This is a genomic window from Clostridium sp. ATCC BAA-442 (assembly GCF_964239415.1).
GTDB classification, from domain to species: Bacteria; Bacillota; Clostridia; order Oscillospirales; family Oscillospiraceae; genus Flavonifractor; species Flavonifractor plautii.
The window spans coordinates 35,968-61,497 of sequence record NZ_CAXSQB010000022.1; the positions used below are offsets into that span (position 1 = coordinate 35,968).

Below are 25,530 nucleotides of genomic sequence, written 5' to 3' on the forward strand. Positions count from 1 at the left end.
CTCAGATAAACAGTCCCTTTCCACAGTCCGCCTCCAGGGACAGCCCGGTTTCTTCCGAATAGAGGGACGGGGTGGCAAGGATAGCGGAGCCATCCTCCAGCCGCTCCAGATCCCCGGCCTGATCCAGGGCGGCGAAGTGCTCTTCGTAGATAGATACGCCGTATTGGCCGAGCTGGCGGAACAGCGTCCGGCTCCGCTCTCCGGCCCGAAGCCGTCCGACCAGCTCCGCGCCTGCGCCCAATGGGATGTAGACCGTCCGGGTGGGGCTGTCGATCATGTGGAAGCGCTCCGCCGCGGACTGGAAGGGGAACCAATTCTCGTCAATTTTAGATAAAATACCATATTTGTCCTGCGCTTCCGCCCCATTCAGTTCCAGGAACATATGGAAGTAGGCCTGGATCGCCTCCCGGGAGGCGATGTCGTCATACTGCTCCAGCACCATGCGGCCCGCGCCGATAGCGGTCTGAAACAGAGGCGGCGGGGCGGCCTCCCCCCGGAAAAGGGTGACGATGCTCTCCAAGACGGGGCGCTTGCCCTCCCGGTTGCACCGGCCGGCGGCCTGGAGGAGGGAGTCCAGGCCCGCCTTTTCCCGGAACACCGCGGGAAAGTCCACATCCACCCCGGCCTCGATCAGGGAGGTGGAGATCACCCGGCAGGGGAGGCCCCCCTTGAGCCGGCGGCGGATCTCCTCCAGCTTGGCGCGCCGGTGGGCGGGATACATGAGGGTAGAGAGGTGAAAGTTCCCCTCGCCGGAGAGCCGCGTAAAGATCTCCTGGGCGCTCTTGCGGCTGTTGACAACGCAGAGCACCTGCTCGTGCTGCTGGAGCTGTCCGGACAGTGTATCCCAGTCCAGCCGGCCCGCCTGGCGGAAGCACACCCGGCGGAAGGATTCCGGGGGACACAGCTCCGGCGGACAGAGCTCCACTGCCGGACGGCCGGGCAGAAACTCCGCAAAGAGCGGCCCCAGTGCGGGCTGGGTGGCGGTACAGAGGACGGCGGATGCGCCATAATGCTGAACCAGCTGGGCGATGGCGTGGACGCATGGCCGCAGGCAGGGAAGGGGGAGCAGCTGGGCCTCGTCGAAGAGAATGACGCTTCCGGCCAGGTTGTGAAGCTTGCGGCACTGGGAGGGGCGGTTGGCATAAAGGGATTCGAAGAACTGCACCGCCGTGGTCACCACCACGGGCATGTCCCAGTTCTCCGCGGCCTGGGCCAGGCGGACCGTTTTTGGAGTGGCCTCGGCGTCGATTTCATAGGCGGCGTTGGAGTGGTGCTCCAGCACGTTCTCCGCCCCCAGGATGGTTCGGAACTCCTGGGCGGTCTGCTCGATGATGGAGGTGTAGGGGATCACATAGATGATCCGCCTCAGTCCCCTGGCCCTAGCCTGGGCCAGGGCGAAGGCCAGAGAGGCCACCGTCTTTCCGCCCCCGGTGGGGACGGTGAGGGTAAACAGGCCGGGGGGCTGGGTTTTGCCCATCCGGATACACTGCTCCAGAACGGCGCAGCGGCGGGAGTTCAGCTCTCCCTGAGGGGGAAACCAGCCGGAGATATGGCGCTGGAGCCGCTCCCAAAGGTCATCCAGAGGGGCGGGGTGCTCCGGCCGGGGGGAGCCGTCCATAAAGGCCTCCGTGTCCAGGAAATCCGCGTCCGTCAGACAGGAAAACAGCATCCGGGTAAAGAACATCAGGGACAGCGGCTCCGCGCCGCAGGGGGGAGGAGCGGGGGAGGGGAGGGCGATCTCTTCCGTCCAGGGGGAGCAGTCGGGCAGCATGCCCCGTTCCGCGCGCTTCATCCGTCCCAAAAAGGTTCCGGCATCCGGGGAGTCCCCCTGAGTGCCTCCGTCCGGGAGGCCGCCGTGGTGTCCCGCCGCCGCAAAGGCAGCCAGAGGCTGCCCCATACGCCAGCAGGCAAAGGCGCCGGCGGTGGCGTGATCCACCTTGGGGCCGCCGGCAAGGCGGCGCTGAAATTCCATGGAGTATTTTCCGAGGTCGTGGCTCAGGCCGGCCAGCCGACCCAGCTCCTCCGCGCCAAAGGGAGCGGCAAAGAGGGCGCAACGCTCCGCCGTCCCGTTGAGGTGCTCCGCCGCCGTCTGTTTCCGGCCGTCGCCGGCAATGTGGGCCAGATAGGTCATGGGAAAACTACCTCCGTTCTCAAATGTTTCTGAACGTAGAATACCGCCGGATAAGCCCGATAGACCGGACATTTTGCCGTAATGCCAACTATAACTATAGTTGATTTTGCGCAAAACCGCAAGTAGAGAGAAGAAAGAATTGTGCAGATAGCTATGGTCTGGGTGGCGCTTGTGTTATAGCGGGAATTGTGATAAAATAGCTCTGATTCTGTAGAAAAGGGGTGTGCCGTATGAGCGACACCGAACTTCAGTTCCGCACGTCCACCTTTGGCGGGTTTCAGAAGCAGGATGTGCTGAATTATATTGAGACGTCGAACCAGGAGCACCGGGAGAAGCTGGAGGCCGTCCGGCGGGAGCTGGCGGAAGCCGAGGCGGCCAAGGCGGCCCAGGCGGAGGAGACCGCCGCGGCCCAGGCCCAGACGGAGGCCAAGGAGAAGGAGCTCCAGGCCCTGCGGGAGGAGCTGGCCGCCGCCCACAAGGAGGCGGAGGAGCGCAAGCTGGAGATCTCCCTGCTGGAGGAAGAGCTGGAGAAGGCGAAGCAGCGGTTGGCCGATACCGAGGCCCAGCTGAAGGAGAGCGAGGAAAAGCTGGCCAAGGCGGGGCCCGCAGCGGCGGCCTATGAGAAGGTGAAGGACCGCACCGCCGGTATCGAGCTGGAGGCCCACTGCCGCGCCCAGGCGGTTCAGGCGGAGGCGGAGGAGCGCATCCGCAAGACACGGGCCGAGGTGGAGCAGTGGCTGAACCGGGTACAGGGGAATTACGGCCGCCTGCGCGCTGATATGGACGCGGCGGTTTCCAGGGCCTGTGGAGAGCTGGACCAGGTGCGGCAGACGCTGGAGCAGATCTCCGGGGAGCTGGCCCGCCAGGATGAGGGACTGGACAAGCTGACCAAGTCCTGCTGTGCCGAGCTGCCCCACCGTGCACCGGACCCACTCCCACTGGATGAGAAATAAGCAAGCCGGCTGACCGAAGCCGCAGCATTTGTGTGGCAGGCTGATGTTGGAAATGCAATCAAATGGGGTGAGGATACGGAAATAGCGGAAGTGAAGGAACGGCAGCCTGTATTGCTCCAGCAGCTTCTGAAAATTTGGGAGCAGTCCGTGAGGGCAACGCACCACTTTTTATCCAGCCGTGAAATAGAACAGATCAAGGAATACGTTCCCGGGGCGCTGAATTTGGTTCCAAGGCTTGTCATCGCCAGAGAGGAAAGCGGAGCTCCGGTCGGATTTATGGGAGTAGATGGCGGCCGCCTTGAAATGCTGTTTCTCGTTCCGGACAAACGGGGAAACGGCTTGGGAAGGCTGCTCGTTGAATATGGGATGAAGCATTGTGGGGTTAAGAGCGTGACGGTCAATGAACAGAACCCAGAGGCAAAGGGTTTTTATGAGCACATGGGATTCTGTGTATATAAAAGGACAGACTGCGATGAACAGGGAGCGCCGTATCCCCTTCTATACATGGAGATTTCTCAACGGTGATGATAGGGGCACCGGGACGGGTGGACACAGTTCAGCTTACAGAGAAGACAGATAAGGGAAGAGGCCTTGCGCGGCCGCGCAAGGGCTCTTTTTCAGGGACAAACGCAGAGAAGCAGGCGGACGACCCACTCAGGGGCCTCGGGGAGCTGGGCGTGGATCATCTGGAACAGGGCCTCGGTATTCCCACCATAGGCGCGGAGCTGGTCCAGGGTGAGGGCCAGCCCGCCGGAGGAGGATTGGGCGTCCTGGCCGATGGCAAGGGTGGAGCCGAGCGCGGCGCCTCCGGCGGCGTACTGCCCCACCGCCGCCCCGCCGACGGCGACAGACTGGCTGACGGCGCAGCCGCCCAGTGCCAGCCCCAGGCTGAACGCACCGCCGCCCAGGGCAAGCAGGAGACCGGCGGCCAGTCCGCCCGCGGCGGCGATCCCCACGGCCAGTCCGCCCAGGGTCAGCAGTCCGACACCCAGGCCGCCGATGGACAGCAGGCCGGCGGAAAAACCGCCAATGGCCAGAAAACCGGTGGCCACGTTGCCGATGGCAATAATTCCCTTGGCCCGGCAGAGCCCACGATCCCGCAGGTTGATATGCACCAGCGGCAGGCCGAGGAGGGTGCGGCGGCTGCGGAACTCATAGCTCCAGCCTGTATAGTAGTTTTGGATGACAGCCTGCTGAGGGGAAGGGGCTGCGGGCTTTTCGGGCTCGATTCCCCGTACCAGATAGTCCAAACTGACGGCAAAATAGTCGGCCAAGGCGGACAGGTTGTTGAGATCCGGGGTGGCGGCCCCCGCCTCCCACTTCTGTACCGCCTGCCGGGAGACCCCTACGGTGTGGGCCAGCTCCTCCTGGGAAATGCCCCGCCCTTTGCGGAGCTGGTAGAGCCGTTCACGAAATTCCATGGTGATGAACCTCCTTTTTTCTTGGGCTCATCTTAGCAGAACGGCCCGGATAGACGCAACCAACCGGAGCATCCAATTTGACAACCAGCAGTAGCACCCCTTGGGGCGCAAGGGCTTCAAACCCGGCCAATGTCGGTGCGGAAGTGCATGTCCTGGAAGTGGATGTGCCCCGCGGCGGCGTAGGCGCTGTCGATCGCGGCGTTCAGATCCGGCCCGGTGGCGGTGACGCCCAGCACCCGGCCGCCGTTGGTGAACACCGTGCCGTCGTCTCCCAGTTTGGTACCCGCATGGAAAACCACGGCCTGCTGTCCGGCATCCTCCAGGCCGGTGATGGGCAGACCCTTGGCGTAGGAGCCGGGGTAGCCGCCGGAGGCCAGCACAAGGCAGCAGGCCGCCCCGTCCTTCCACCGGATGTTCAGATGGTCCAAAGTGCCGTTACGGCAGGCCAGGAAGATGTCCAGCAGATCGGTCTCCAGCAGGGAGAGCACCGCCTGGCATTCGGGATCGCCGAAGCGGGCATTGTACTCCACCACCTTGGGGCCGTCGGGGGTGAGCATCAGGCCAAAGTAGAGCACTCCCTGGAAGGGGCGGCCCTCCGCCTTGAGGGCGGCCACCGTGGGCAGGAAGATCTCCTCCATACAGCGGCGGGCCACCTCAGGCGTGTAGTTGGGAGAGGGGGAGATGGCGCCCATGCCGCCGGTGTTGGGGCCCTGGTTGCCGTCAAAGGCCCGCTTGTGATCCTGGGAGGAGGGCATGGGAACCAGATGCTCCCCGTCGCAGAAGGCCAGCACGGTGACCTCCGGGCCGGTCATACACTCCTCGATGACTACCCTGGCGCCGGCCTGGCCGAACTTGCGGCCGTCCATCATGGAACGGGCGGCCTCCTGGGCTTCGGCTACCGTCTGGGCCACGATAACGCCCTTGCCCAGGGCCAGGCCGTCAGCCTTCACCACGATGGGCGCGCCCTCGGCCTCAATGTAGGCCAGAGCAGGGGCGAGCTCTGTAAAGGTTTGATACTTTGCGGTTGGAATGTGGTACTTGGCCATCAGATTCTTGGAAAAGATTTTGCTGGCCTCGATGATGGCGGCGTCCGCCCGGGGGCCGAAGGCGGGAATGCCCGCATCCTCCAGGGCATCCACCATGCCCAGGGCGAGGGGATCGTCCGGCGCCACCACCACAAAATCAATGGAATGGGTCTGGGCCCAGGCGACCACTCCATCCACGTCGGTGGCGGAGAGGGGGACGCACTGGGCCAGGGCGGCGATACCGCCGTTGCCGGGGGCGCAGTAAAGTTGTTCCACTTGCTCACTTTTAGACAGTGCCCAGGCGATGGCGTGCTCCCGCCCGCCGCCGCCGACAATCAAAACATTCATTGCTTACACCTCAATTCAGCGCCAGCCCCAGGGCCCATAGGCCCAGCAGGTGCGCGGGATAGAACACATAAAAGAACCACTTGCTCTGCACACCCAATTGCCCACGGTACCAGGCCAACAGAAGGAGGGATGCCTCGGCGCACAATGCGTAGAGAGCAAACACAGGGAGGGCATGGAGCAGATAGCCCGCCATCCAGTCCGGCCGGAACAGTGGGAGGGAGAGCAGCCCTATCAGGGGCTGGTAGAGCAGATAGAGGAGAGCCAGACCGGCTCCCAGACAGAGCAGCTTTCGGCGGCGATTATCACCGCAGAGGTAAAGGGCGAAGATCAGGAGCACGGCGGGGAAGCCGTAGTCCACGTTGAGCAGGAGTGCCAGCGCACAGGCCGCGAACAGGGGAATGGCCGACACGGCTGGGCCGTGCTCTGCTTTGGACAGACGCTCATAGCCATAGATGGCTCCGGCGCTGAGGAAGAAGGTGAGGAGCACACTTCCGCCCCAGACGCCGGTGGCCAGGGTGAAGGGCGCCTGGGAGAGAAGGGCACACGCTCCCAGCCGGATGAGATAGCGGTGGAAGAAGCGGGTGCGGCGGCAGCCCTCGGCCACGAAGTAGGCGAAAATGGGAAAGGCCAGCCGCCCGATGAGCCGGGGCAGCCCATCCGCCCAGGTGGGCAGGCCCAGCTCGGTCAGCATGGTGGGGAAGACCATCCCGATATGATCCACCAGCATAAACAGCGCGGCCAGATATTTGAGAGCGGCGGCGCTCAGACCGTAGCGGTGTGCCTCCATTAGTGGTGGAACAGCCGCATACCGGTAAAGGCCATGACGATGCCGTACTTGTTGCAGGTGGCGATGACATGGTCGTCCCGGATGGAGCCGCCGGGCTGGACGATGTACTGTACGCCGCTCTTGCGGGCACGCTCCACATTGTCGCCGAAGGGGAAGAAGGCGTCGGAGCCCACGGTCACGCCCGACTGGCGGGCGATCCACTCCTTTTTCTCCTCCGCCGTGAGCACCTCGGGCCGGATTTTAAAGGTGTTCTGCCACACGCCGTCGGCCAGCACGTCCTCGTACTCGTCGGAGAGGTAGACGTCGATGGCGTTGTCCCGGTCGGGGCGGCGGATGCCGCCCACGAAGGAGAGGCCCAGCACCTTGGGATGCTGCCGCAGGAGCCAGTTGTCCGCTTTGTTCCCCGCCAGACGGGTACAGTGGATGCGGCTCTGCTGGCCCGCGCCCACGCCGATGGCCTGGCCGTCCTTCACATAGCAGACGGAGTTGGACTGGGTGTACTTCAGGGTGATGAGGGCGATGAGCATGTCCCGCTTGGCGGACTCGGGCAGCTCCTTGTTGTCAGTGACGATGTTGTCCAGCAGGGCCTCGCTGATGGCGAAGCTGTTGCGGCCCTGCTCGAAGGTGATACCGAAGACGTCCTTGTGCTCCACGGCCTTGGGGGCATAGTCCGGGTCGATCTGCACCACATTATAGCCGCCCTTGCGCTTGGTTTTGAGGATGGCCAGGGCCTCGTCGGTGTAGCCAGGGGCGATCACGCCGTCGGATACCTCCAGGGCCAGGTAGCGGGCGGTGTCGGCGTCGCACACATCGGAGAGGGCGGCCCAGTCGCCGTAGGAGCACAGCCGGTCGGCACCCCGGGCGCGGACATAGGCGCAGGCGATGGGGGAGAGCTCCATATCCTCGGCAAAGTAGATTTTCCGCTCCACGTCGGTGAGGGGGGTACCCACGGCGGCGCCAGCGGGGGAGACGTGCTTGAAGGATGCGGCGGCGGGCAGGCCGGTGGCCTCCTTCAGCTCCTTCACCAACTGCCAGGAGTTGAAGGCGTCCAGAAAGTTGATGTAGCCCGGCTTTCCGTTGAGCACCTGGATAGGCAGCTCGCCCTCCTCCATAAAGATGCGGGCCGGCTTCTGGTTGGGGTTGCAGCCGTATTTCAGTTCCAGTTCTGTCATTGCGATAAACCTCCGTCAAGTGAGCGGCGGCCGCGGGCCGCCCTCGGACTGTGTGTATCTGAGGCGGCCTGCGGCCGTCCGTCAGGCTGATGCATGCTTGTTTTTGATCACAGTCTCCCAATCTCCGGTTTTCCGGTCGATGTAGCGCACAAAGAGAGAGACCTTGTTCTCCGCGTTGAGGCTGTCCCACAACAGGTCGGCAAGCTCCGCGGGGGTGCCGCAGGGGATTTCCACCTGCTCCGGTTCCCCCACAAAGGAGGGCAGGGGGGTGCCGTCGCCCATGTAGGTGTGGATGAAATGGCCCTGCCCGGCACGGGGGGCCTCATAGGCGAAGAAATACCGGCGGCAGGAGGCGGGAGCGCCGTCCGCGCTCTTGAGGATGGACAGGGTGTAGTCGCCGTTCTTTTTCACCAGCCCGGAGATACGGGGGGTGTAGTTGGGGGCGTCGGGCTCAAAGGTCCGAGTGTGGAGGGCCTGGGCAAAGGTCTTGCCCGCAGCCAGCCCCTCGCGGATGGTGTCGGTCTGGTCGCCGTTGGTGACAATGGTGGAGGTGCCGAACACCCGCACGGGGGCGTAGATGATGAGGGAGGGGTCGGTCATTTTGGAGGGGTCAAAGGCCTGGGTGCGGATACCGTCGGGGGTCTCGACGAAGACCCGGTTGCGGGAGTTCTCGCTGCGTCCCATGATAAAATAGGCAATGACGGACTTCTCCCCATCGGGGGAGCTGCCCAGCACGATGCCGCGTCCGGGATAGGGGTTGCCGCGCAGCAGCGTGGTAAGATCCAGGTTTTTCATGATAATCTCCATTCTACGATATCATACTGTTATTGCCTTGTTGAATGTAACATTTGTGAGGAATTCTTGAAATAAGTGTACAGACAGGGGGATGTATTATTTCGACAACCCCTTGAGAAAGAAATGCACACACACCAGTTGCAGCAATATGTTCTCACAAAATAGTTTCATCGAACATAACTGCACCCGCTAGGTCACTATTGCTATTTAATATTTCTGGGTCTGCAATCGACACCGGAGCATCACGCTTCACGATTTCTTCTCCTGTAAAATTAAAATGTAACCCGCGGCTAGGAGTCATTTCGTTTGTATTCACCATTACTTCCATATCTTGATACGTGAATCTTAACCAACCTGCTGCAAGTGTATCTTCCCCGAAATACTCATAATCGTCCACACCGATCAAGGAGAAAAAATCTTCAAAGGACATGTCATCTTCCATGTCTGGGAAAAGTATGTTTGCGGTGGTGACAAAGCCCGCACATTTCAGCTGTTCCTCACATTCGCTCATGGCCTTTTCAGAATCGCCGCTCTGCGTTCCGAAAAAGTAATAAGCATATTCCGCCTCCGGCTCCCCAAAGCATATAGCGGCACAATCTGGGGATGAATCTAAGCTTTCAATTATTTCGCCTTCTGGATGCTCATTTTTTAATTCGATGAGTGTTTTCCCGATGTCATTCAAAAATTCAGGCGTTTGACCGCTGGGGGCTGCGGGCGCGCAGGCAGAAAATACGAATGCTGCAAGCAAAGATAGGATTACAATGACTGCGGTTCGTTTCATATGAAGACATCTCCTACCTGGACTACTCATGAGAGCTTTGGCTAGGAGGTACCAGCCAGCGGATCAGGGAAATACACGCCAGAACAACAGGAACCAGCAGAACGACCAAGCCAAGCAGCAACAGAGCAAGACCGTAGTCTCCGCCAAGCCAGATCCCGCCTAGGAACAGAAAACCGCCGCTGAGGACAAATGCCAGAAGACGCAGATCGCTCATGTCTCCATACCTCCTATGAAATTATAAAATATGGACGATCCTTCCCTCCACCCGGAGCCGCCCCTCACAGAACAGGGAGACGGCTTGGGGGAGGATATGCCACTCTGCCTGCTCCATCACCCGGCGCTGGAGTACCTCGGGGGTGTCCCCCTCCAGGATCTCCACCGCCTTCTGAAGGACGATGGGGCCGCCGTCGGGCTCTTCATTGACGAAGTGGACGGTAGCGCCGGTGAGCTTCACGCCGTAGGCCAGGGCGGCCTCGTGGACGTGGAGGCCGTAGTAGCCAGCGCCGCAGAAGGAGGGGATCAGGGCGGGGTGGACGTTGAGGATGGCGTTGGGGAAGGCGGCCACCATCTCCCCGGTAAGGATGTGCAGGAAGCCGGCCAGTACCACCAGCCCGATATTCAGCTCACGGAGCTTGTCCACCAGGGCTATGGTCATCTCCCGGTTGGATGCGAAGTCTTTCCGGGCCACCACATAGCCGGGGATGCCGGCCCGGGCGGCCCGCTCCAGGGCGTAGGCGTCGGGCCGGGAGGAGAGCACGGCGGCGATGCGGCCGTTTTTCAGCTCACCCCGGCTCTGGGCGTCGATCAGTGCCTGGAGGTTGGTGCCCCCGCCGGAAACCAAGACGGCAATTCGTACCATGCGCCCTGCCCTCAGACCAGCTCCACGCCGGCGTCGCCCTTGATCACGTCGCCGATGACGTAGGACTGCTCGCCCGCCCGGGCCAGCACGTCCAGCGCGTGGCCGACCTGATCCTTGGGGATGGCGATGACCAGGCCGATGCCCATGTTGAAGGTGTTATACATGTCCCGCACGGGGATGTCACCCGACTTCTGAATGAGCTCGAAGATGGCGGGCACGGGGTAGGAGGCGGTGCGGATGCGGGCGGTGAGGCCCTCCTTCATCATGCGGGGCACATTCTCATACAGGCCGCCGCCGGTGATGTGGCTGATGGCCTTGACAGTTACGCCGTGCTGGCGCAGGCATTGGATGGACTTTACATAGATGTGGGTGGGGCGCAGCAGCTCCTCGCCGATGGTGCGGCCCAGCTCGGAGACATAGATATCCAGAGCCTTGGGGTTGTCCAGCAGCACCTTGCGCACCAGGGAGAAGCCGTTGGAGTGGACGCCGTTGGAGCACAGGCCGATGAGCAGATCCCCTTCGCAGAGGGTGGAGCCGTCGATCATGTCGGACTCGTCCACCAGACCCACGGAGAAGCCGGCCAGATCGTACTCGTCCTCGGGATAGAAGCCGGGCATCTCGGCGGTCTCCCCGCCGATGAGGGCGCAGCCGGCCTGACGGCAGCCCTCGGTGACGCCGGAGACAATGGCCTCGATGCGGCTGGGCACATTCTTTCCCACGGCCACGTAGTCCAGGAAAAACAGGGGAGAAGCCCCGGAGCAGATGATGTCGTTGACACACATGGCCACGCAGTCAATGCCAACGGTGTCGTGCTTATCCATGAGAAAGGCGATTTTCAGCTTGGTGCCCACGCCGTCGGTACCGGAGACCAGGACGGGCTTCTTCATGCCCGCCACATTGGGGGCGAACAGGCCGCCGAAGCCGCCCAGAGAGCCCATGACACCGGGAATGTAGGTGGACTCCACCAGGGGCTTGATGCGGTTGACCGCCTCGTAGCCGGCGGTAACGTCCACGCCGGCGGCGGCGTAGGATTCGGAATGGGAGTTCTTCATGTCAAAACCTCCATTTAAAATGAGGAAATGGGGCACTGGGATAGAGGAAAAAGCCTTGCAGAGTTTTACCCGCTTTGCGGGTAAAAGAATTGCAAAAGAGGTCCGCAGGTGAATTCAGTTCGCCGCGGGACGCCGCTGCTTGCTCCGCCATCGGCGGGCAACCACCTGCGCCGTGCGCGGGTGAGGGGGTGTATCCAGGGGGCACAGCGTCCCCTCCTGGAGGTTTTTTTACTCCTTCCCCGTCCAGCAGTAAGTGCAGATCTTGTCCCGGTCGATGCCGATGGCCTCCAGCAGGCCGTCCAGGGACTGGTAGCCCAGAGAGTCGAAGCCCAGCTTCTCGCAGATGGCGCGGAGCATGCATCTGCCGCGCTCCGTGGAGGCGTCGGCGTATTCCTCGATATGCTGCTGCCCCTCGTCCCCCTCCAGCTCCTGGATGGTTCGCCGGGCCAGCAGTTCCATGTCGGAGTTGCTGCGGGAGAAATTCAGGTACTTGCAGCCGTACATGACGGGCGGACAGGCCGAGCGCATGTGGACCTCCTCAGCGCCGGACTCGTAGAGGAATTCCACGGTCTCCCGGAGCTGGGTGCCCCGGACGATGGAGTCGTCCACAAAGAGCAGCTTCTTGCCCTCAATGAGCTCGGGCACGGGAATCTGCTTCATCTTGGCCACCTGGTTGCGGGCCTCCTGGCTGGTGGGCATGAAGGAGCGGGGCCAGGTAGGGGTGTATTTGACGAAGGGGCGGGCAAAGGGCTTGCCGCTGCGGTTGGCAAAGCCGATGGCATGGGGCACGCCTGAGTCGGGCACGCCGGCCACATAGTCCACCTTGGGCAGTTGGCCCCGGTGCACCTCGTCCCGGGCCATGATCTCCCCGTTGCGGTAGCGCATGACCTCCACATTCATCCCCTCGTAGTTGGAGTTGGGGTAACCGTAGTAGGTCCAAAGGAAGGCGCAGATCTTCATCTGCTCTCCGGCGGGGGAGAGGGTCTTCCAGCCGCCGGCCGTGACCCGTACGATCTCCCGGGGGCCCAGCTCGTAGGCGTCATGGTAGCCCAGCTTATGGTAGGCGAAGGACTCGAAGGAGACGCAGCAGCCGTTTTCGCCCTGGCCGATGAGCACGGGCAGGCGGCCCAGCTTGTCACGGGCGGCGAGGATGCCGTCGGCGTCCAGAATGAGAATGGTGGCTGAACCGTCGATCTCGTCCTGGGCGTAGCGGATGCCGGAGATCAGATCGTCCTTCTGGTTGATAAGGGCGGCCACCAGCTCGGTGGCGTTGACTTTACCCGAGCTCATGGCCATGAACTGGTGGCCGTGGTCGGAGAAATAACGCTCCACCAGCGCGTCGGCATTGTTGATGATGCCCACGGTGGTGATGGCGTACAGGCCCAGGTGGGAGCGCACCAGCAGGGGCTGGGGATCGGTGTCGCTGATACAGCCGATGCCGGAGCAGCCGTGAAATTCCGCCAGATCCTTGTCGAACTTGGTGCGGAAGGGGGTGTTTTCAATGTTGTGGATCTGCCGCTGAAAGCCATCCTTCCGGTCGTAGACCGCCATGCCGCCCCGCTTGGTGCCCAGGTGGGAGTGGTAGTCGGTACCGAAGAACACGTCCAGCACGCAGTCCTGCTTGGTAATCGCGCCGAAGAAACCGCCCATGGATTACTGATCCCCCATCAGGCGGCGCATGACCTCCTCGTAGGCCTCCTCGGCCCCGCCCATGTCCCGGCGGAAACGGTCCTTGTCCAGCTTCTCGTGGGTCTGTTCGTCCCACAGGCGGCAGGTGTCGGGGGAGATCTCGTCGGCCAGCACAATGGTGCCGTCGGCTGTCTTGCCGAACTCCAGCTTGAAGTCCACCAGATCAATGCCGATCTCCTTCATGAAGCCCCGCAGCAGGTCGTTGACCGCAAAGGCGTACTTCTTGATCAGGTCGATCTCCTCCTGGGTGGCCAGCTTGAGGGCCAGGGCGTGATAGCTGTTCATGAGGGGATCGCCCAGGTCGTCATTCTTGTAGGAGAACTCGATGGTGGGCGCGTCGAACACGATGCCCTCCTCCACGCCGAAGCGCTTGGCGAAGGAGCCGGCGGAGATGTTGCGGATGATGACCTCCAGGGGGACGATGGACACCTTTTTCACGGCGGTCTCCCGGTCGCTGAGCTCCTCCACATAGTGGGTAGGCACGCCCTTCTCCTCCAGGCGGCGCATCAGGTTGTTGGTCATGCGGTTGTTGATGGCCCCCTTGCCGGTGATGGTGCCCTTCTTCAGGCCGTTGAAGGCGGTGGCGTCGTCCTTGTAGGACACGATCACAACATTGGGGTCGCTGGTGGCGAAGACCTTCTTGGCCTTGCCCTCGTAGAGCTGCTCCAGTTTCTCGTAAGACATATTAAAACTCCTCCATTTGGATTTTATGATCCTTTGCTTCCACCTCGGCGGCCATGCCGGCCTTGAACTGCACCAGCCGGTCGCTCAGGGCCTCGTCGGAAAGGGCCAGCATCTGGGCGGCCAGAATGGCGGCGTTGTCCGCGCCGTCCACCGCCACGCAGGCCACGGGAATTCCCTTGGGCATCTGTACCATGGACAGAAGGGAGTCCAGCCCGCCCATCATAGAGGTCTTGATGGGCACGCCGATGACGGGCAGGGTGGTATAGGCGGCCAGCACACCGGCCAGATGGGCGGCTTTGCCCGCTGCGGCGATAATCGCACCGAAGCCGTTCTCCCTTGCCTGAGAGGCGAAGCGCTCGGCGGCGGCGGGGGTACGGTGGGCGGAGATGATGTGGACCTCTGTGGGGATGCCAAAGGACTTGAGCCGCTGGATGCAGGGGCGCATGGTGTCCAGATCTGAGTCGGAACCCATAATGACGGCAACTTTTTTGCTCATAAAACCCTCCTGTAGCGCCAAATAAATTTTTAGGCAACGATAAAATAAATCAGGGTATCTGCTTACACAGATACCCTGCACTTAATTACCGCCGAAAATTGGACAGGCGGGAACCATTGATGATCCAAACCCCAGAGCGCAGTTCGTGCACCGGCGTCATGGCTCTACCTCCCTGTCCCAGAATGAGTATAATATATCGAATTCCCGGGGGCTTTGCAAGGGAGGGGGCGGAAATTCGTATGCTTATACAAGTTTCGCCGGAAAAACAGAAGACACAATTGTAAAGTGTGTGTCAAGCCTGGCGGAGCAGCGTGCCGTCGGTGCCCACAATGACCGTATGGAGGGAGAGCGGTTTACCGCTGGCGGACACGGCCCGCTCGGCGGCCCGCTGGATGCCCCCACAGCAGGGGACCGCCATCCGTACAACGGTGACGCTGCGGATGTCGTTTTGAGCCAGAATAGCGGTGAGCTTTTCACTATAGTCCCCTTCGTCCAGCTTGGGGCAGCCGATAAGGGTCACCCGGCCCCGGATAAAGTCCCGGTGAAAGGCGCCGTAGGCGTAGGCGGTGCAGTCGGCAGCAATGAGAAGATCACAGCCATCAAAGTAGGGCGCGTTGACCGGAGCGAGCTTGATCTGAACCGGCCACTGGCGCAGTTCACTGGGGATATCTCCAGCGGTGGGGGCGGCTTCCGGCCGGCGGATGGCCCGGCTCTGGCTGCCGGGACAGCCGCAGGGCAGGGGCGTGTCCGCGGCCCTGGCCGCCGTGGCGGCCAAGACCGCCGCATGGTCGTAGGCGGGGGCCTCACGCTCCTCAAAGGTGATGGCCCCGGTGGGGCAGGCGGGCAGGCAGTCCCCCAGCCCGTCGCAGTAGTCCTCCCGGGTGAGACGGGCCTTGCCGTTGACCATCTCAATGGCGCCCTCGTGGCAGGCGGCGGCGCACAGGCCGCAGCCGTTGCACCTGGATTCCTCGATATGAATGATTCTGCGTTTCATGGGAAAACGCCTCCTTCGTCGGTTTCTGGGCCTATTCTAACAAAGGGACGGGCCGTTGTATGTTGCAGGTGCAATAAAAAAGAAAAAACGTGCGCTGTCACCGACAGCCCACGTTGGATGGAACACAATCAATCGCGCAGATACTGCTTCACCAGCTCCTGTAGCAGCTCGTCCCGGTCCAGCTTGCGGATCAGGGCGCGGGCGTTGTTGTAGTTGGTGATATAGGTGGGGTCCTCCGAGAGGATGTACCCCACGATCTGGTTGATGGGATTGTAACCCTTTTCCTGCAAGGACTGGTAGACGGAAGAGAGGATCTTCTTGATCTCTGGGTCCTTGTCGTTTTGGATGCTGAATTTGCGGGTGTAGTCCATCTCCATATCGGTACACCTCCCCGTGTATCATTCTGTTCCCCATTGTAGCGGAAAAAGGACGCGCTGTAAAGGGGATGACTTAAAATTTATGATTCTTTAAGATTTCGACCGGACGCGGAAGGGGCTCACCGCAAAACAGCACCCAGCTCCTGCTCCAGCAGCTCCAAAACTGCCTTCACGTCGGCATCAGCCTCCTCGCTGGTGAGGGAGCGGTCGTCGGCGCGGAGGGTGAGGTTGAAGGCGACGCTCTTCTTGCCCTCATCCACGCCCTTGCCCCGGTAGATGTCAAACAGGGCAACCTCCTTGAGCAGGCCCTTGGCTCCCCGCCGGATGCAGTCCTCCAGAGCGCCCACGGTGACTTTCTCCCCGCACACCACGGCGATATCCCGGGTGACGGCGGGGAACCTGGGCAGGGGGACGTACTCAGGATCGGGGCCCTTGGCGTTCAGAAGCTCGTCAAAGGAGAGCTCGGCGCAGTAGAGCTCGGCGTCCACGCCATAGTTCTGGGCCGCCAGGGGGTGGATCTGGCCGAAGATGCCGATGCAGTCGCTGCCACTCCACACGGTGGCGCAGCGGCCGGGGTGGTAGGAGGCGTCGGAGGGCGCGCCGGTGGGACCCTCAAAATGGATATCTGTGGCCCGGATGTCCTTGAGAATGGCCTCGACGGCCCCCTTCATGGCGTAGAAGTCCATGTCCCCGCCGTAGGCGCCCAGGGTGAGCACCTTGGACTCGTTGGCCAGGCCGTCCTCCCCGCCGGGCAGATAGACCCGGGCCAGCTCATAGAGCCTGGCGGACTTGTTGCGGTAGTTGTAGTTGCGGGTCAGGATATCCAGCATGGAGGGTAGGGTGGTGGTGCGCATGATGGAGGTGTCCTCCCCCAGAGGGTTGAGGATCTGGAAGCTCTTGCGGGCGGAGTAGTCGCGGGGCCAGCGGATCTTGTCGTAGCAGGCGGGGGAGATGAAGGAGTAGGTGATGATCTCGTCATACCCGAAGGCGCGGCAGAGCGCGCCCAGCCGGTTTTCCAGCTTCTGCTCGGCGGAGTAGCCGCCCAGGGTGGTCTGGCCCCGCATAAGGGTGACGGGGATGTTGTTGTACCCGTAGAACCGGGCCACCTCCTCGGCCAGATCGGCGATGCCCTCCACGTCGGCGCGCCAGGAGGGGATGACCACGTTGGCGGGGCCGTCGGGGAAGTCATGCTGCTCGGTGTGGATCTCCACCCGCTCCAGATATTTGTACTGCTCCGCGGCGGGGATGTCGGTGCCCAGCAGGGCGTTCACCCGCTCCGGATCCATGCAGATGGTGCGGGGCTGGGGCACATAGTTGAGGATGTCGATGACGCCGTCCACCACCTCGCCGGCCCCCAGCAGCTCCACCAGCTCGCAGGCCCGCTGGACGGCGGGAAGGGTGTTCATGGGATCCAGGCCCTTTTCGAACTTGGCGCTGGCCTCGGTGCGCATGCCCAGGGCCAGGGCGCCCTTGCGGATGCAGGTGCCGTCGAAGCAGGCGGACTCGAACACCACGTCGGCGGTGTCGGAGACGATCTCGCTGTTCTCGCCGCCCATGATGCCCGCAAGGCCCACGGCCCGGGTCTCGTCGGCGATGACCAGGTGGTTGGCGTTGAGCTTGCGCACCTGGCCGTCCAGGGTGGTCAGCTCCTCGCCCTCCTCCGCCCGGCGGACGATGATCCTGCCGCCCTTCACATAGCGGTAGTCGAAGGCGTGCATGGGCTGGCCGTACTCCAGCATGACGTAGTTGGTGATATCCACGATGTTGTTGATGGGGCGCACGCCCATGGAGCGCAGCCGCTCCCGCATCCACTTGGGGGAGGGGGCGATCTTCACGTTGCGCACCATCCGGGCGGTGTACCGGGGCACCAGGTCGGCCGCCGGGGTCTCCACGTCCAGCAGCTCGGTGAGCACGCCGGGGCCGCCGCCCTTCACCACCGGCTCGTGGAGGGTGAGAGGGGCGTCGTAGGTGGCGGCCACCTCCCGGGCCAGGCCGATGACGGACAGGCAGTCGGGCCGGTTGGGGGTGATCTCAAACTCCACTACGTGGTCGTCGGCGTTGATGACGGGCTTGAGATCGTCGCCGGGCTTGCAGTCCTCGCGGAGGATGAAGATGCCGTCTGGGATGCAGTGGGGGAATTCCGCCTGCTGGGCGTGAAGGTCGTCCAGGGTACAGTAGCTGCCGGTCTTGGTGTTGTAGGCCACAAGGTCGCCTGCGTGCAGGTTGGGGCAGGCGGTGTCCGGGCAGACCGTGCCGGTTCCGATGTCCGCGCAGGTGTGGAAGGAGCCGTCCGGCTGGGTCTCACACTCCAGCACCTTGGCGCACACCACGGGGCCGTAGATCTTGTCGCCGGGCTGAATGTCGGCGGAGATGGAGGGCTTGTCCTTGTCCAGGGGCTTGTAGTCCCCCAGAATGGCGGCGGGGGTGATGGCGGCATAGGGGAAGTCCCGCTCGTCCAGGCCCAGCTCGGCCAGACCGCACAGCATGCCGTCGGACAGCACGCCGCGCAGCTTGCCCTTCTCGATCTTCTTGCCGCCGGGCAGGGTGGACTTGTGCAGGGCTACGGGTACCAGATCGCCCACATGGACGTTCCAGGCACCGGTGACGATCTGCACCGGCTGCTCCCGGCCGGCGTCCACCTGGCAGATCCACATGTGGTCGGAATCGGGGTGACGCTCCATAGACAGCACCTTGCCCACCACCACGTTGGAGATCTCCTCTCCCAGATCGTGGGTCAGCTCCACCTTGGAGCCGGACAGGGTCATAGCCTCGGCGAACTCCTTGTCGGAGGCGTCCACATGGACGAATTCCTCCAGCCATTTGCGAGATAAGTTCATATATGAAAACTCCCTTGTTATTCTTGTTTTACCTCGGACGGATTCCGGGTGTAGGGGCGGATATTATCCGCCCGCCAGGCTCAAATTTGGAAACGGGCGGGCGGCTGATAGCCGCCCCTACGGTTCTGAGACTGCGCCTCAGAACTGCTCCAGGAACCGGACGTCGTTTTCAAAAATCAGCCGCAGATCGGCGATTTTGAAGCGACGCATGGCGGTGCGCTCCAGGCCGATGCCGAAGGCCCAGCCGGAGTAGACGCTGGGATCGATGCCCGCCATCTCCAGCACCCGGGGGTGGATCATGCCCGCGCCCAGCAGCTCGATCCAGCCCTCACCCTTGCAGGTGGGGCAGCCCACACCGCCGCACTTGTGGCACTGCACGTCCATCTCGCAGGACGGCTCGGTAAAGGGGAAGTGGTGGGGGCGGAAGCGGGTCTTGGTGCCCTTGCCGTAGAGCTGTTCCACCACAGTGTTGAGGGTGCCCTTCAGATCGGCCATGGTGACGCCCTTGTCGATGACCATGCCCTCCACCTGGTGGAACATGGGGGAGTGGGTGGCGTCCACCTCGTCCTTGCGGTAGACCCGGCCGGGGGCGATGATGCGGATGGGCAGGGGCATGGAGTCCATGGCCCGCACCTGCATGGGGGAGGTCTGGCTGCGGAGCATCACCCGGCTGTCCTCGTCAAAATAGAAGGTGTCCGACCAGTCGCGGCTGGGGTGCCCCTCGCCGGCGTTGAGCCGGTCGAAGTTCAGCTCGGCCAGCTCCACCTCGGGGCCGTCCAGCACGGTGAAGCCCATGCCGATGAAGATGTCCTTGAGCTCATCCAGGGCGATATACATGGGGTGCTGGTGGCCCATCGTCACGGGCTTGCCGGGGACAGTGACATCCAGCGCCTCGGCCTCCAGCCGGGCCTCCAGCGCCTTGGCCTCCAGCTCCCTGCCCTTGGCCTCCAGCTCGGCCTCCAGAGCGGCGCGCACTTCGTTGGCCAGCTGGCCCATGGCGGGCCGCTCCTCGGCGGAGAGCTTGCCCATCTGCTTGAGTACGGCAGTGAGCTCGCCCTTCTTGCCCAGGTACTTGACCCGCAGGGCGTCCAGTTCTGCGGAAGATCCGGCCTGCGCAAACGCGGCCAGAGCCTCCGAGCGGATGGTTGCTAACTGTTCTTTCATATGGAAAACTCCTTCTTGATGAATGGTAGTGGATACGATTAGGCTTCCGCATGGTAGGCGAAGGGCAGCAGATCCTTTGCCGGAACCTTTTGTGCAACCCCGTTCACGGGGAGGATTACTTCACACTCCGGCGCGTAGTCCGCCAGGAGCTGCCGACAGTTGCCGCACGGGGGCAGCAGTTCCGAGCCGTCTTTGCCGCGGACGGCGGCGATTGCTTCCAAAACCCGCTCGCCATTGGTGATGGCGGAGCCGATGGCCACCTGTTCTGCGCATGCGCCGTGAATGGAGTACACATTCACGCCGGTATAAACTGCGCCGCTGCCGCACCGCACGGCCGCGCCTACGGTGTGATGGAAGTTTTCGCCGTCATAGTTCCGGCGAATCGCCGCACCGGCGGCCTCAATCAAGGCGCGGTCTCGCTCTTCCAACGACTTCATTGTCCAGCTCCTCTTTCCGGTTTGGGCAATAAAAAAGCCCTTCCTCCCAACTAATTGGGACGAAAGGCAAACCTTCCGCGGTACCACCCGCAATTCCCGCGCCGGCGGCGCAGGCACTTTGGCCCCGGTAACGTGGGGCAAAACCGTCCCTGTCTCCAGGGCCGCTCCAGGACGAACCGAACAGGCCAGCCCCACATCCGCTTTCAGCCGGTGACGGACGCTCTCTGCCGGGCCGGGGGCTGCTCTTTTTCCCTTCATCGCATGTGCCCTTATTTATATCACAAAATCGAGAAAAGCGCAAGAAGGAAATTGACGAGTCCTGCCGCACGGCATATAATGAGACCGACTTAGAGAGAAATGGGAGCGTGGAACACATGAGAATCGCAACGGCGGAGCAGATGCGAACATTGGACCGGAGGGCCATAGAGGAGCGGGGCGTCCCCTCGCTGGAGCTGATGGAGCGGGCGGCAAATGCGCTGGCGGAGGCCGCCATCGACACGGCGGCCAACGCGCCGGGGCGGGCGGTTTGTTTCTGCGGGCCGGGCAACAATGGCGGCGACGGCGTGGCCTGCGCCCGCCTGCTGCTGGAGGCGGGCTTCGAGGTGCGCTGCATCCTGGTGGGGCAGCGGGAGAAGCTGACCTGCGACACCAGGGCCATGGAGGCCCGGCTGGCGGCGGCCGGCGGGGTACTGGAGCCCTTTACCCCGGACGACCCGGACTTCGCGGCCTGGTGCCTGAAGGCGGACGTGATGGTGGACGCCATCTTCGGTATCGGCCTGAACACCGAGGTGCGGGGGGACACCCTCACCGCCGTTCACATGATGAACACCTGTGACATCCCGGTGGTGTCCGCCGACATCCCCAGTGGGGTAGAGGCCGACACCGGCCGGGTGCTGGGGGAGGCGGTGCACGCGGCGCGGACGGTCACATTCACGCTTCCCAAGGCGGGCCATTATGTGGGCAAAGGCGGCCTGTGCACCGGCGTGCTGACCGTGGCGGACATCGGCATACCCCGGGACTTGGTGGACGGGGAGGACTATCCGGTACAGACGGTGGAGGGGGCGGATGTCCGTCTGCCCGTCCGGCCCCGGGACGCCCACAAGGGGGACTTTGGAAAGGTCTATCTCCTGGGCGGCAGCGTGGGCTATACCGGCGCGCCGGTGTTCGCGGCTCAGGCAGCGGTGCGCTCCGGCGCGGGCCTGGTGACGGTGGGAGTGCCGGCCCCGGTGTGGCCCATCGCGGCGGCCAAGCTGGATGAGGCCATGCCCCACCCCCTGCCTGCGGGCAAGGAGGGGCAGCTCTCCCTGGAGGCGGGGGAAGCCGCAATGACCCGGCTGGCCGGCTGCGGCGTCTGCCTGATCGGCCCCGGCCTGGGCCGCGGAAACGGCGTGGCCGCAGTGGTGCGCCACCTGCTCGGGGAAATCCACCTGCCCGTGGTGCTGGACGCCGACGGCATAAATGCGCTGGAGGGACATATAGATGTCTTGGACAGCCGCCGGGGACTGCACACGGTGCTCACTCCCCACGACGGGGAGTTTGTCCGGCTGGGGGGCGAGCTGTCGTCGGGCGACCGCCTTGGGGCGGCGCGCGCCTTTGCCGTGGAGCACGCCTGCTGCCTGGTGCTCAAGGGACACCGCACCATCACCGCCTTCCCCGACGGCTCGGCCTACATCAACACCAACGGCAATCCGGGCATGGCCAAGGGGGGGAGCGGCGACGTGCTGGCAGGGCTGATCCTCTCTCTGCTGGGCCAGGGCCTGCCTGCCCGGCAGGCGGTGCCCATGGCGGTGTGGCTCCACGGAGAGGCGGGGGAGGTCTGTGCCCGCGCCATTGGAGAGTATGGAATGACCCCAACCGACGTGATTGCCGCCCTGCCGGCCGTCATTGAGGAACACGTGAGCTAGGAGGGAGCGCTGTGCGCCATCGGACCGGGATGTGCGTACTAATGATGATACTCGGCCTGTCCCTGTCCGCCTGCGGCGGAGCAGAGGGCGGAAACCGCGCTGAGCAACTGGCCCTGGACATACGGGGAGAGTATCTGGAGATGGGGGGCTGTACCGCCTCCCTGGAGCTGACGGCCGACTACGGCCAGCGGGTGTATACCTATGGAATCGGCCTGAACTATGCCAGGGAGGGGGAGACCACCCTGACCATCACTGCGCCGGAGAATATCGCCGGGGTCACCGCCCGTATTCTGGAGGGGGAGACCGCTCTGGAGTACGACGGCATGCGGGTGGAGACTGGGCCGCTGGATGACAGCGGCATGAGTCCGGTGGACGCGGTTCCGGTGCTGATGGACTATGTGCAGGAGGGCTTCATCGCCGAATGTGGTATGGAGGCCCAGGGGGAGAGCGAGGTGCTGCGCGTGGTCTGCCGGGAGCCGGAGTCCGCCGCGGGCGAGGGGCGGGAGTGCTCCCTCTGGTTTGACCCGTCCACCCACGCCCTTCTGCGGGGGGAGCTGTCTCAGGACGGCTTTACCGTGATCCAGTGTGTCTTTACGGAGTTTCAGTTCACGGTTGGAGAGAACACATAGCAAACGGCCCGGCGGGGCGCTGCCCCGCCTGGCCGTTTGCCTCATGATTCCTCGCTGTCGTGCTCCTGGGGGCCGCCGTGGATCTCGGTGATCTCGGCACCGCCCTCGCCGGGCGCGGCCTCCTCCGCCTGGGCAGCGGCCTCACGGGCCTGCCGCTCCAGCTCGTCCAGCTCCGCCAGCCGGCGGCGCAGGGCCTCGCGCTCCTGAGCGTCCATGGCGGAGATGCGCTGCTCCAACTGCTCCTCCCGGCGGCGCTGGGCGTCCTCCTGGAGCTTCTGCTGGAGCTCCTCGCCATACCGTTTGCCCTGCTCCACGTAGATTTCGCCCTTTTCCGCCAGTACCTTTCCGGCCTTGACCACCTGTTCGGCGGCCAGCGCGGCCAGTCCCACACCAGCGAAGGCCACATTTGTCAATGCTTTGCCAAAGTCTTCCCACATAATTCGGAATCCTCCTTATTTGAATTGGAAGGCGGGCCGGTCCCGGCCCTGGTTTCTGCCCTTAGTATAGACCAAAATTCCCTGTTTGTCTTTTGATTTCTATGAACAGTACATTAAAAATGGATGAAAACGCCGGGCGGACGGGGCTTGTGCCGCGGCCCGGCCCGTAGTATAATGGAGCGGATGATCCCATATCAGAGAGGCGAAAGCATGAAGCAACAGGAGAGACGAACCTGGGCGGAGATCTCCCTGCCCAATTTGGAGCACAACTACCGCGCACTCCGGGCGCTGCTGCCCGAGGGGTGCCGATTTCTGGGCGTGGTGAAGGCCGACGCCTACGGCCACGGGGCGGTCCCCGTGGCCCGGAAGCTGGAGGAGCTGGGGGCGGAGTACCTGGCGGTGGCCTGCCTGGCGGAGGCCAGGGAGCTGCGGGAGGCCGGGGTGCTCACCCCGATCCTGCTCTTGGGCTACACGCCAACCGACTGCGCGGAGGAGCTGCTGCGCTATGGGTTGACCCAGACGGTCTACGATCTGGAGAGTGCCAGGGCCTTTTCCGCCGCCGCCCAGGCGGCAGGGAGGCGGCTGCGCATCCACGTGAAGGCGGACACCGGTATGTCCCGTCTGGGCTGGCTGTGTGATGAGGGACACCGGACGGAGGCGGCCGACGCCATTGCCGCGGTGTGCGCCCTGCCCGGCCTGGAGGCGGAGGGCATCTATACCCACTTCGCCAATGCCGACGGGGACGAGGCGTACACCATGGGCCAGTTCACCCGCTTTCTGGAGCTGCTGTCCGAGCTGGAGGGGCGGGGAATCACGTTCCCAATCCGCCATTGCGCCGCCAGCGCTGCTGTGTTAAAGTATCCCTGTACTCATCTGGATATGGTGCGCCCCGGGGTGGCCCTGTACGGCCACTATCCCGACCCCTCCTGCGAGGGGTTGGACGGCGTTGGCCTGCGGCCGGTAATGGCGCTTAAGACCCGGGTGGCCTCGGTCAAGGCCGTCCCCGCCGGGACGCCGGTAAGCTATGGCTGTACCCATGTGCTGGAGCGGGACGCCGAGCTGGCCGCCCTGACCGTCGGCTATGCCGACGGCCTGCCCCGGCTGTGCTCCGACCGGCTGGAGGTACTCATCCGCGGACAGCGGGCGCCTATTGTGGGCCGTGTCTGCATGGACATGTGCATGGCGGATGCCACCGGGCTGGGGGCTGCCCCCGGCGACGAGGTGGAGCTCTTCGGCGAACACCTGCCGGTGGAGGACGCCGCTGCTCTGGCGGGCACCATCCAATACGAATTGCTCTGCGCCGTGTCCCCCCGGGTGCCCCGGGAGTACTTGAATTGAGCGTCCGCTCACACGGCGGCCCTGCCGGGCATACAATGGTTCGGGGAGGGATGCCGGCGCAGCGGCGGAGAGAGACGGGGACTTCCTGTTTTTTGAAACCCTGTGTATAAATTCCGCCGCCCCGTGGGAGAATCATAGTGACCGCGTTACATAAGCCCTGTGCTTGGTGACGCTGGTGACTATATTCCGGCGGAGTGTGAGCTTTTGTGGACAACAGCGTAAAACGAGGAGACATCTTTTATGCCGATCTGAGCCCGGTGGTGGGCAGTGAGCAGGGGGGCGTGCGTCCGGTGCTGATCGTACAGAACGACACCGGCAACCGCCACAGCCCCACCGTGATCGCCGCCGCCATCACCTCTCAGACCGGAAAGGCCCGTCTGCCCACCCACATTGAGCTCTCAGCCAACACCTACGGACTGCCCAAGGAGTCGGTGGTGCTGCTGGAACAGATCCGGACGCTGGACAAAAGGCGGCTGAGAGAGCATATGGGCCGGCTGGACGAAGCGCAGATGCAGCGGGTGGACAACGCCATCGCGGTCAGCTTCGGCCTGCATACGGACACCATGGTTTAAAAATGGAAGCACGGGACCGCCCCGGCGGGCGGCCCCGCTTCCCAAACGGAGGACGTACATATGAAGAAAACACATTGGCCCGCCCGTCTGGCAGCCGGGTGCCTGGTGACCCTGACCCTGGTGGGCGTTGCCTTTGCCGCAGGCCAGCAGGGGAGCCAGAGCGACCCGCTGGTGACGCTGAGCTATCTGACTCAGAAAGCCACCCCATCCATTCTGTCCCAGGTGGACAGCAAGCTCACGGCCCGGGAGGCGGAGCTGAAGAAGCAGCTCTCCGCCGTGGTCGAAGGCTATGTCAAGGAGGTGGAGGACAAGCTGGCAGCCTCAGGCGGGGGAAGCTCCGTCCAGCCATCCGGCGGCGCATCCTATCAGGTAGTCAACCTCTCCGCCGGGCAAACCATCACCGGCGGCGCGGCGTGTGAATTCCTCCTGCGCAGCGGCACGGCTACCTGCGTTTCGGACACCTCCCCCGGCCTGGTGGACATGACCGCCGGAACGACGCTGGCCGGCGGCGGGGCCCTGACGGCCAACCATCTGTATCTGGCCACCATTGAGGGCCGGGGCGTCAAGGCTTCCACCGCCGTGACCCTCCTGGTCCGGGGGACCTACAGCATTCAATAAACAGAAGAGTGGGCGGCACAGATTGTGCCG

General features: G+C 63.3%; 26 protein-coding genes. 7 read left to right on the forward strand and 19 right to left on the reverse strand.

Annotation, left to right across the window (positions count from 1 at the left end):
- Position 1: 1 nt before the first annotated feature.
- Complete coding sequence (locus tag ACESY8_RS10890; RefSeq protein WP_054338283.1) at positions 2–2,131, reverse strand: CRISPR-associated helicase/endonuclease Cas3; 2,130 nt, start codon at positions 2,129–2,131, stop codon at positions 2–4.
- A 230-nt stretch (positions 2,132–2,361) separates the two neighbouring features.
- Between ACESY8_RS10890 and ACESY8_RS10895 the strand changes: the two genes are divergently transcribed.
- Entirely contained in the window at positions 2,362–3,084 is a 723-nt protein-coding gene (locus ACESY8_RS10895) for a hypothetical protein (protein ID WP_054338284.1), read from the forward strand.
- Between the two features lie 90 nt (positions 3,085–3,174).
- Complete coding sequence (locus tag ACESY8_RS10900; protein ID WP_434307674.1) at positions 3,175–3,609, forward strand: GNAT family N-acetyltransferase; 435 nt, start codon at positions 3,175–3,177, stop codon at positions 3,607–3,609.
- Between the two features lie 92 nt (positions 3,610–3,701).
- Here the strand turns inward: ACESY8_RS10900 and ACESY8_RS10905 are convergent, their stop codons facing one another.
- The 17 genes from ACESY8_RS10905 to ACESY8_RS10985 all read right to left on the reverse strand — a co-directional run bounded on the left by ACESY8_RS10905 (position 3,702) and on the right by ACESY8_RS10985 (position 20,002).
- Positions 3,702–4,505, reverse strand: a complete 804-nt coding sequence (locus ACESY8_RS10905; protein ID WP_054338286.1) for a helix-turn-helix domain-containing protein — start codon at positions 4,503–4,505, stop codon at positions 3,702–3,704.
- 116 nt (positions 4,506–4,621) lie between these two features.
- Positions 4,622–5,878 (reverse strand): phosphoribosylamine--glycine ligase, encoded by a 1,257-nt coding sequence (gene purD, locus ACESY8_RS10910; protein ID WP_021631523.1) that lies wholly within the window; start codon positions 5,876–5,878, stop codon positions 4,622–4,624.
- A 10-nt stretch (positions 5,879–5,888) separates the two neighbouring features.
- The gene (locus tag ACESY8_RS10915; RefSeq protein ID WP_009257002.1) at positions 5,889–6,665 is read right to left on the reverse strand and encodes a TraX family protein; all 777 of its coding nucleotides are present in this window, start codon (positions 6,663–6,665) and stop codon (positions 5,889–5,891) included.
- Complete coding sequence (locus ACESY8_RS10920) at positions 6,665–7,837, reverse strand: phosphoribosylaminoimidazolecarboxamide formyltransferase (protein WP_498794739.1); 1,173 nt, start codon at positions 7,835–7,837, stop codon at positions 6,665–6,667. Before ACESY8_RS10920 ends, ACESY8_RS10915 begins: the two co-directional genes overlap by 1 nt.
- A gap of 81 nt (positions 7,838–7,918) precedes the next feature.
- Complete coding sequence (locus ACESY8_RS10925) at positions 7,919–8,632, reverse strand: IMP cyclohydrolase (protein ID WP_288858877.1); 714 nt, start codon at positions 8,630–8,632, stop codon at positions 7,919–7,921.
- A gap of 154 nt (positions 8,633–8,786) precedes the next feature.
- Positions 8,787–9,413 (reverse strand): hypothetical protein, encoded by a 627-nt coding sequence (locus tag ACESY8_RS10930; protein ID WP_054338288.1) that lies wholly within the window; start codon positions 9,411–9,413, stop codon positions 8,787–8,789.
- Positions 9,414–9,435: 22 nt separating this feature from the next.
- Entirely contained in the window at positions 9,436–9,627 is a 192-nt protein-coding gene (locus ACESY8_RS10935) for a hypothetical protein (RefSeq protein WP_009256998.1), read from the reverse strand.
- 21 nt (positions 9,628–9,648) lie between these two features.
- Positions 9,649–10,272, reverse strand: coding sequence for a phosphoribosylglycinamide formyltransferase (gene purN / locus ACESY8_RS10940; RefSeq protein ID WP_044940427.1), 624 nt, complete (start codon positions 10,270–10,272; stop codon positions 9,649–9,651).
- Between the two features lie 11 nt (positions 10,273–10,283).
- Positions 10,284–11,324 carry a phosphoribosylformylglycinamidine cyclo-ligase gene (gene purM, locus ACESY8_RS10945; protein WP_007489309.1) on the reverse strand — a complete coding sequence of 347 codons (1,041 nt, stop codon included), beginning with the start codon at positions 11,322–11,324 and terminating at the stop codon, positions 10,284–10,286.
- Between the two features lie 228 nt (positions 11,325–11,552).
- Positions 11,553–12,974 (reverse strand): amidophosphoribosyltransferase, encoded by a 1,422-nt coding sequence (locus ACESY8_RS10950; RefSeq protein WP_054338289.1) that lies wholly within the window; start codon positions 12,972–12,974, stop codon positions 11,553–11,555.
- A gap of 3 nt (positions 12,975–12,977) precedes the next feature.
- Positions 12,978–13,697, reverse strand: coding sequence for a phosphoribosylaminoimidazolesuccinocarboxamide synthase (gene purC / locus ACESY8_RS10955; RefSeq protein ID WP_009256995.1), 720 nt, complete (start codon positions 13,695–13,697; stop codon positions 12,978–12,980).
- A gap of 1 nt (position 13,698) precedes the next feature.
- Positions 13,699–14,193 (reverse strand): 5-(carboxyamino)imidazole ribonucleotide mutase, encoded by a 495-nt coding sequence (purE, locus tag ACESY8_RS10960; protein WP_021631513.1) that lies wholly within the window; start codon positions 14,191–14,193, stop codon positions 13,699–13,701.
- A gap of 292 nt (positions 14,194–14,485) precedes the next feature.
- Complete coding sequence (locus ACESY8_RS10965) at positions 14,486–15,187, reverse strand: ATP-binding protein (protein WP_498794740.1); 702 nt, start codon at positions 15,185–15,187, stop codon at positions 14,486–14,488.
- Positions 15,188–15,315: 128 nt separating this feature from the next.
- Positions 15,316–15,564, reverse strand: coding sequence for an IreB family regulatory phosphoprotein (locus tag ACESY8_RS10970; RefSeq protein ID WP_007489300.1), 249 nt, complete (start codon positions 15,562–15,564; stop codon positions 15,316–15,318).
- Between the two features lie 119 nt (positions 15,565–15,683).
- The gene (gene pheT / locus ACESY8_RS10975; protein WP_195494609.1) at positions 15,684–18,401 is read right to left on the reverse strand and encodes a phenylalanine--tRNA ligase subunit beta; all 2,718 of its coding nucleotides are present in this window, start codon (positions 18,399–18,401) and stop codon (positions 15,684–15,686) included.
- Between the two features lie 138 nt (positions 18,402–18,539).
- Positions 18,540–19,565, reverse strand: a complete 1,026-nt coding sequence (pheS, locus tag ACESY8_RS10980) for a phenylalanine--tRNA ligase subunit alpha (protein WP_009256991.1) — start codon at positions 19,563–19,565, stop codon at positions 18,540–18,542.
- 38 nt (positions 19,566–19,603) lie between these two features.
- Complete coding sequence (locus ACESY8_RS10985; RefSeq protein ID WP_039996669.1) at positions 19,604–20,002, reverse strand: cytidine deaminase family protein; 399 nt, start codon at positions 20,000–20,002, stop codon at positions 19,604–19,606.
- Positions 20,003–20,376: 374 nt separating this feature from the next.
- Here ACESY8_RS10985 and ACESY8_RS10990 point away from each other — a divergent pair, with 374 nt between their 5' ends.
- Together ACESY8_RS10990 and ACESY8_RS10995 are read left to right on the forward strand one after the other, a co-directional pair.
- Positions 20,377–21,906 (forward strand): NAD(P)H-hydrate dehydratase, encoded by a 1,530-nt coding sequence (locus ACESY8_RS10990; protein WP_196058979.1) that lies wholly within the window; start codon positions 20,377–20,379, stop codon positions 21,904–21,906.
- A gap of 11 nt (positions 21,907–21,917) precedes the next feature.
- Positions 21,918–22,535 carry a hypothetical protein gene (locus tag ACESY8_RS10995; protein WP_236940246.1) on the forward strand — a complete coding sequence of 206 codons (618 nt, stop codon included), beginning with the start codon at positions 21,918–21,920 and terminating at the stop codon, positions 22,533–22,535.
- Positions 22,536–22,576: 41 nt separating this feature from the next.
- Here ACESY8_RS10995 and ACESY8_RS11000 read toward each other — a convergent pair whose 3' ends face one another.
- Complete coding sequence (locus ACESY8_RS11000; RefSeq protein ID WP_007489826.1) at positions 22,577–22,972, reverse strand: hypothetical protein; 396 nt, start codon at positions 22,970–22,972, stop codon at positions 22,577–22,579.
- Positions 22,973–23,182: 210 nt separating this feature from the next.
- Here ACESY8_RS11000 and alr point away from each other — a divergent pair, with 210 nt between their 5' ends.
- From alr to ACESY8_RS11015, 3 genes are all read left to right on the forward strand, one after another.
- Entirely contained in the window at positions 23,183–24,310 is a 1,128-nt protein-coding gene (gene alr, locus ACESY8_RS11005; protein WP_009256987.1) for an alanine racemase, read from the forward strand.
- Between the two features lie 206 nt (positions 24,311–24,516).
- Complete coding sequence (locus tag ACESY8_RS11010) at positions 24,517–24,882, forward strand: type II toxin-antitoxin system PemK/MazF family toxin (RefSeq protein WP_007489832.1); 366 nt, start codon at positions 24,517–24,519, stop codon at positions 24,880–24,882.
- Between the two features lie 60 nt (positions 24,883–24,942).
- On the forward strand, positions 24,943–25,500 hold the full coding sequence (locus tag ACESY8_RS11015) for a hypothetical protein (protein WP_044940413.1): 558 nt from the start codon (positions 24,943–24,945) through the stop codon (positions 25,498–25,500).
- Positions 25,501–25,530: the final 30 nt, after the last annotated feature.

Excerpts from the sequence above, each read along its gene's own strand:
- ACESY8_RS10950 (WP_054338289.1), bottom strand. The coding sequence starts at position 12,974 with ATGGGCGGTTTCTTCGGCGCGATTACCAAGCAGGACTGCGTGCTGGAC.
- ACESY8_RS10920 (WP_498794739.1), bottom strand. The coding sequence starts at position 7,837 with ATGACAGAACTGGAACTGAAATACGGCTGCAACCCCAACCAGAAGCCG.
- ACESY8_RS10965 (WP_498794740.1), bottom strand. The coding sequence starts at position 15,187 with ATGAAACGCAGAATCATTCATATCGAGGAATCCAGGTGCAACGGCTGC.
- ACESY8_RS10895 (WP_054338284.1), top strand. The coding sequence starts at position 2,362 with ATGAGCGACACCGAACTTCAGTTCCGCACGTCCACCTTTGGCGGGTTT.
- purM (WP_007489309.1), bottom strand. The coding sequence starts at position 11,324 with ATGAAGAACTCCCATTCCGAATCCTACGCCGCCGCCGGCGTGGACGTT.
- ACESY8_RS11015 (WP_044940413.1), top strand. The coding sequence starts at position 24,943 with ATGAAGAAAACACATTGGCCCGCCCGTCTGGCAGCCGGGTGCCTGGTG.
- purC (WP_009256995.1), bottom strand. The coding sequence starts at position 13,697 with ATGTCTTACGAGAAACTGGAGCAGCTCTACGAGGGCAAGGCCAAGAAG.
- pheT (WP_195494609.1), bottom strand. The coding sequence starts at position 18,401 with ATGAACTTATCTCGCAAATGGCTGGAGGAATTCGTCCATGTGGACGCC.
- ACESY8_RS10930 (WP_054338288.1), bottom strand. The coding sequence starts at position 9,413 with ATGAAACGAACCGCAGTCATTGTAATCCTATCTTTGCTTGCAGCATTC.
- purD (WP_021631523.1), bottom strand. The coding sequence starts at position 5,878 with ATGAATGTTTTGATTGTCGGCGGCGGCGGGCGGGAGCACGCCATCGCC.
- ACESY8_RS10970 (WP_007489300.1), bottom strand. The coding sequence starts at position 15,564 with ATGGAGATGGACTACACCCGCAAATTCAGCATCCAAAACGACAAGGAC.
- ACESY8_RS10935 (WP_009256998.1), bottom strand. The coding sequence starts at position 9,627 with ATGAGCGATCTGCGTCTTCTGGCATTTGTCCTCAGCGGCGGTTTTCTG.
- purE (WP_021631513.1), bottom strand. The coding sequence starts at position 14,193 with ATGAGCAAAAAAGTTGCCGTCATTATGGGTTCCGACTCAGATCTGGAC.
- ACESY8_RS10925 (WP_288858877.1), bottom strand. The coding sequence starts at position 8,632 with ATGAAAAACCTGGATCTTACCACGCTGCTGCGCGGCAACCCCTATCCC.
- ACESY8_RS10985 (WP_039996669.1), bottom strand. The coding sequence starts at position 20,002 with ATGAAGTCGTTGGAAGAGCGAGACCGCGCCTTGATTGAGGCCGCCGGT.
- ACESY8_RS10890 (WP_054338283.1), bottom strand. The coding sequence starts at position 2,131 with ATGACCTATCTGGCCCACATTGCCGGCGACGGCCGGAAACAGACGGCG.
- alr (WP_009256987.1), top strand. The coding sequence starts at position 23,183 with ATGAAGCAACAGGAGAGACGAACCTGGGCGGAGATCTCCCTGCCCAAT.
- ACESY8_RS11000 (WP_007489826.1), bottom strand. The coding sequence starts at position 22,972 with ATGTGGGAAGACTTTGGCAAAGCATTGACAAATGTGGCCTTCGCTGGT.
- pheS (WP_009256991.1), bottom strand. The coding sequence starts at position 19,565 with ATGAAAGAACAGTTAGCAACCATCCGCTCGGAGGCTCTGGCCGCGTTT.
- ACESY8_RS10915 (WP_009257002.1), bottom strand. The coding sequence starts at position 6,665 with ATGGAGGCACACCGCTACGGTCTGAGCGCCGCCGCTCTCAAATATCTG.
- ACESY8_RS10905 (WP_054338286.1), bottom strand. The coding sequence starts at position 4,505 with ATGGAATTTCGTGAACGGCTCTACCAGCTCCGCAAAGGGCGGGGCATT.
- purN (WP_044940427.1), bottom strand. The coding sequence starts at position 10,272 with ATGGTACGAATTGCCGTCTTGGTTTCCGGCGGGGGCACCAACCTCCAG.
- ACESY8_RS10990 (WP_196058979.1), top strand. The coding sequence starts at position 20,377 with ATGAGAATCGCAACGGCGGAGCAGATGCGAACATTGGACCGGAGGGCC.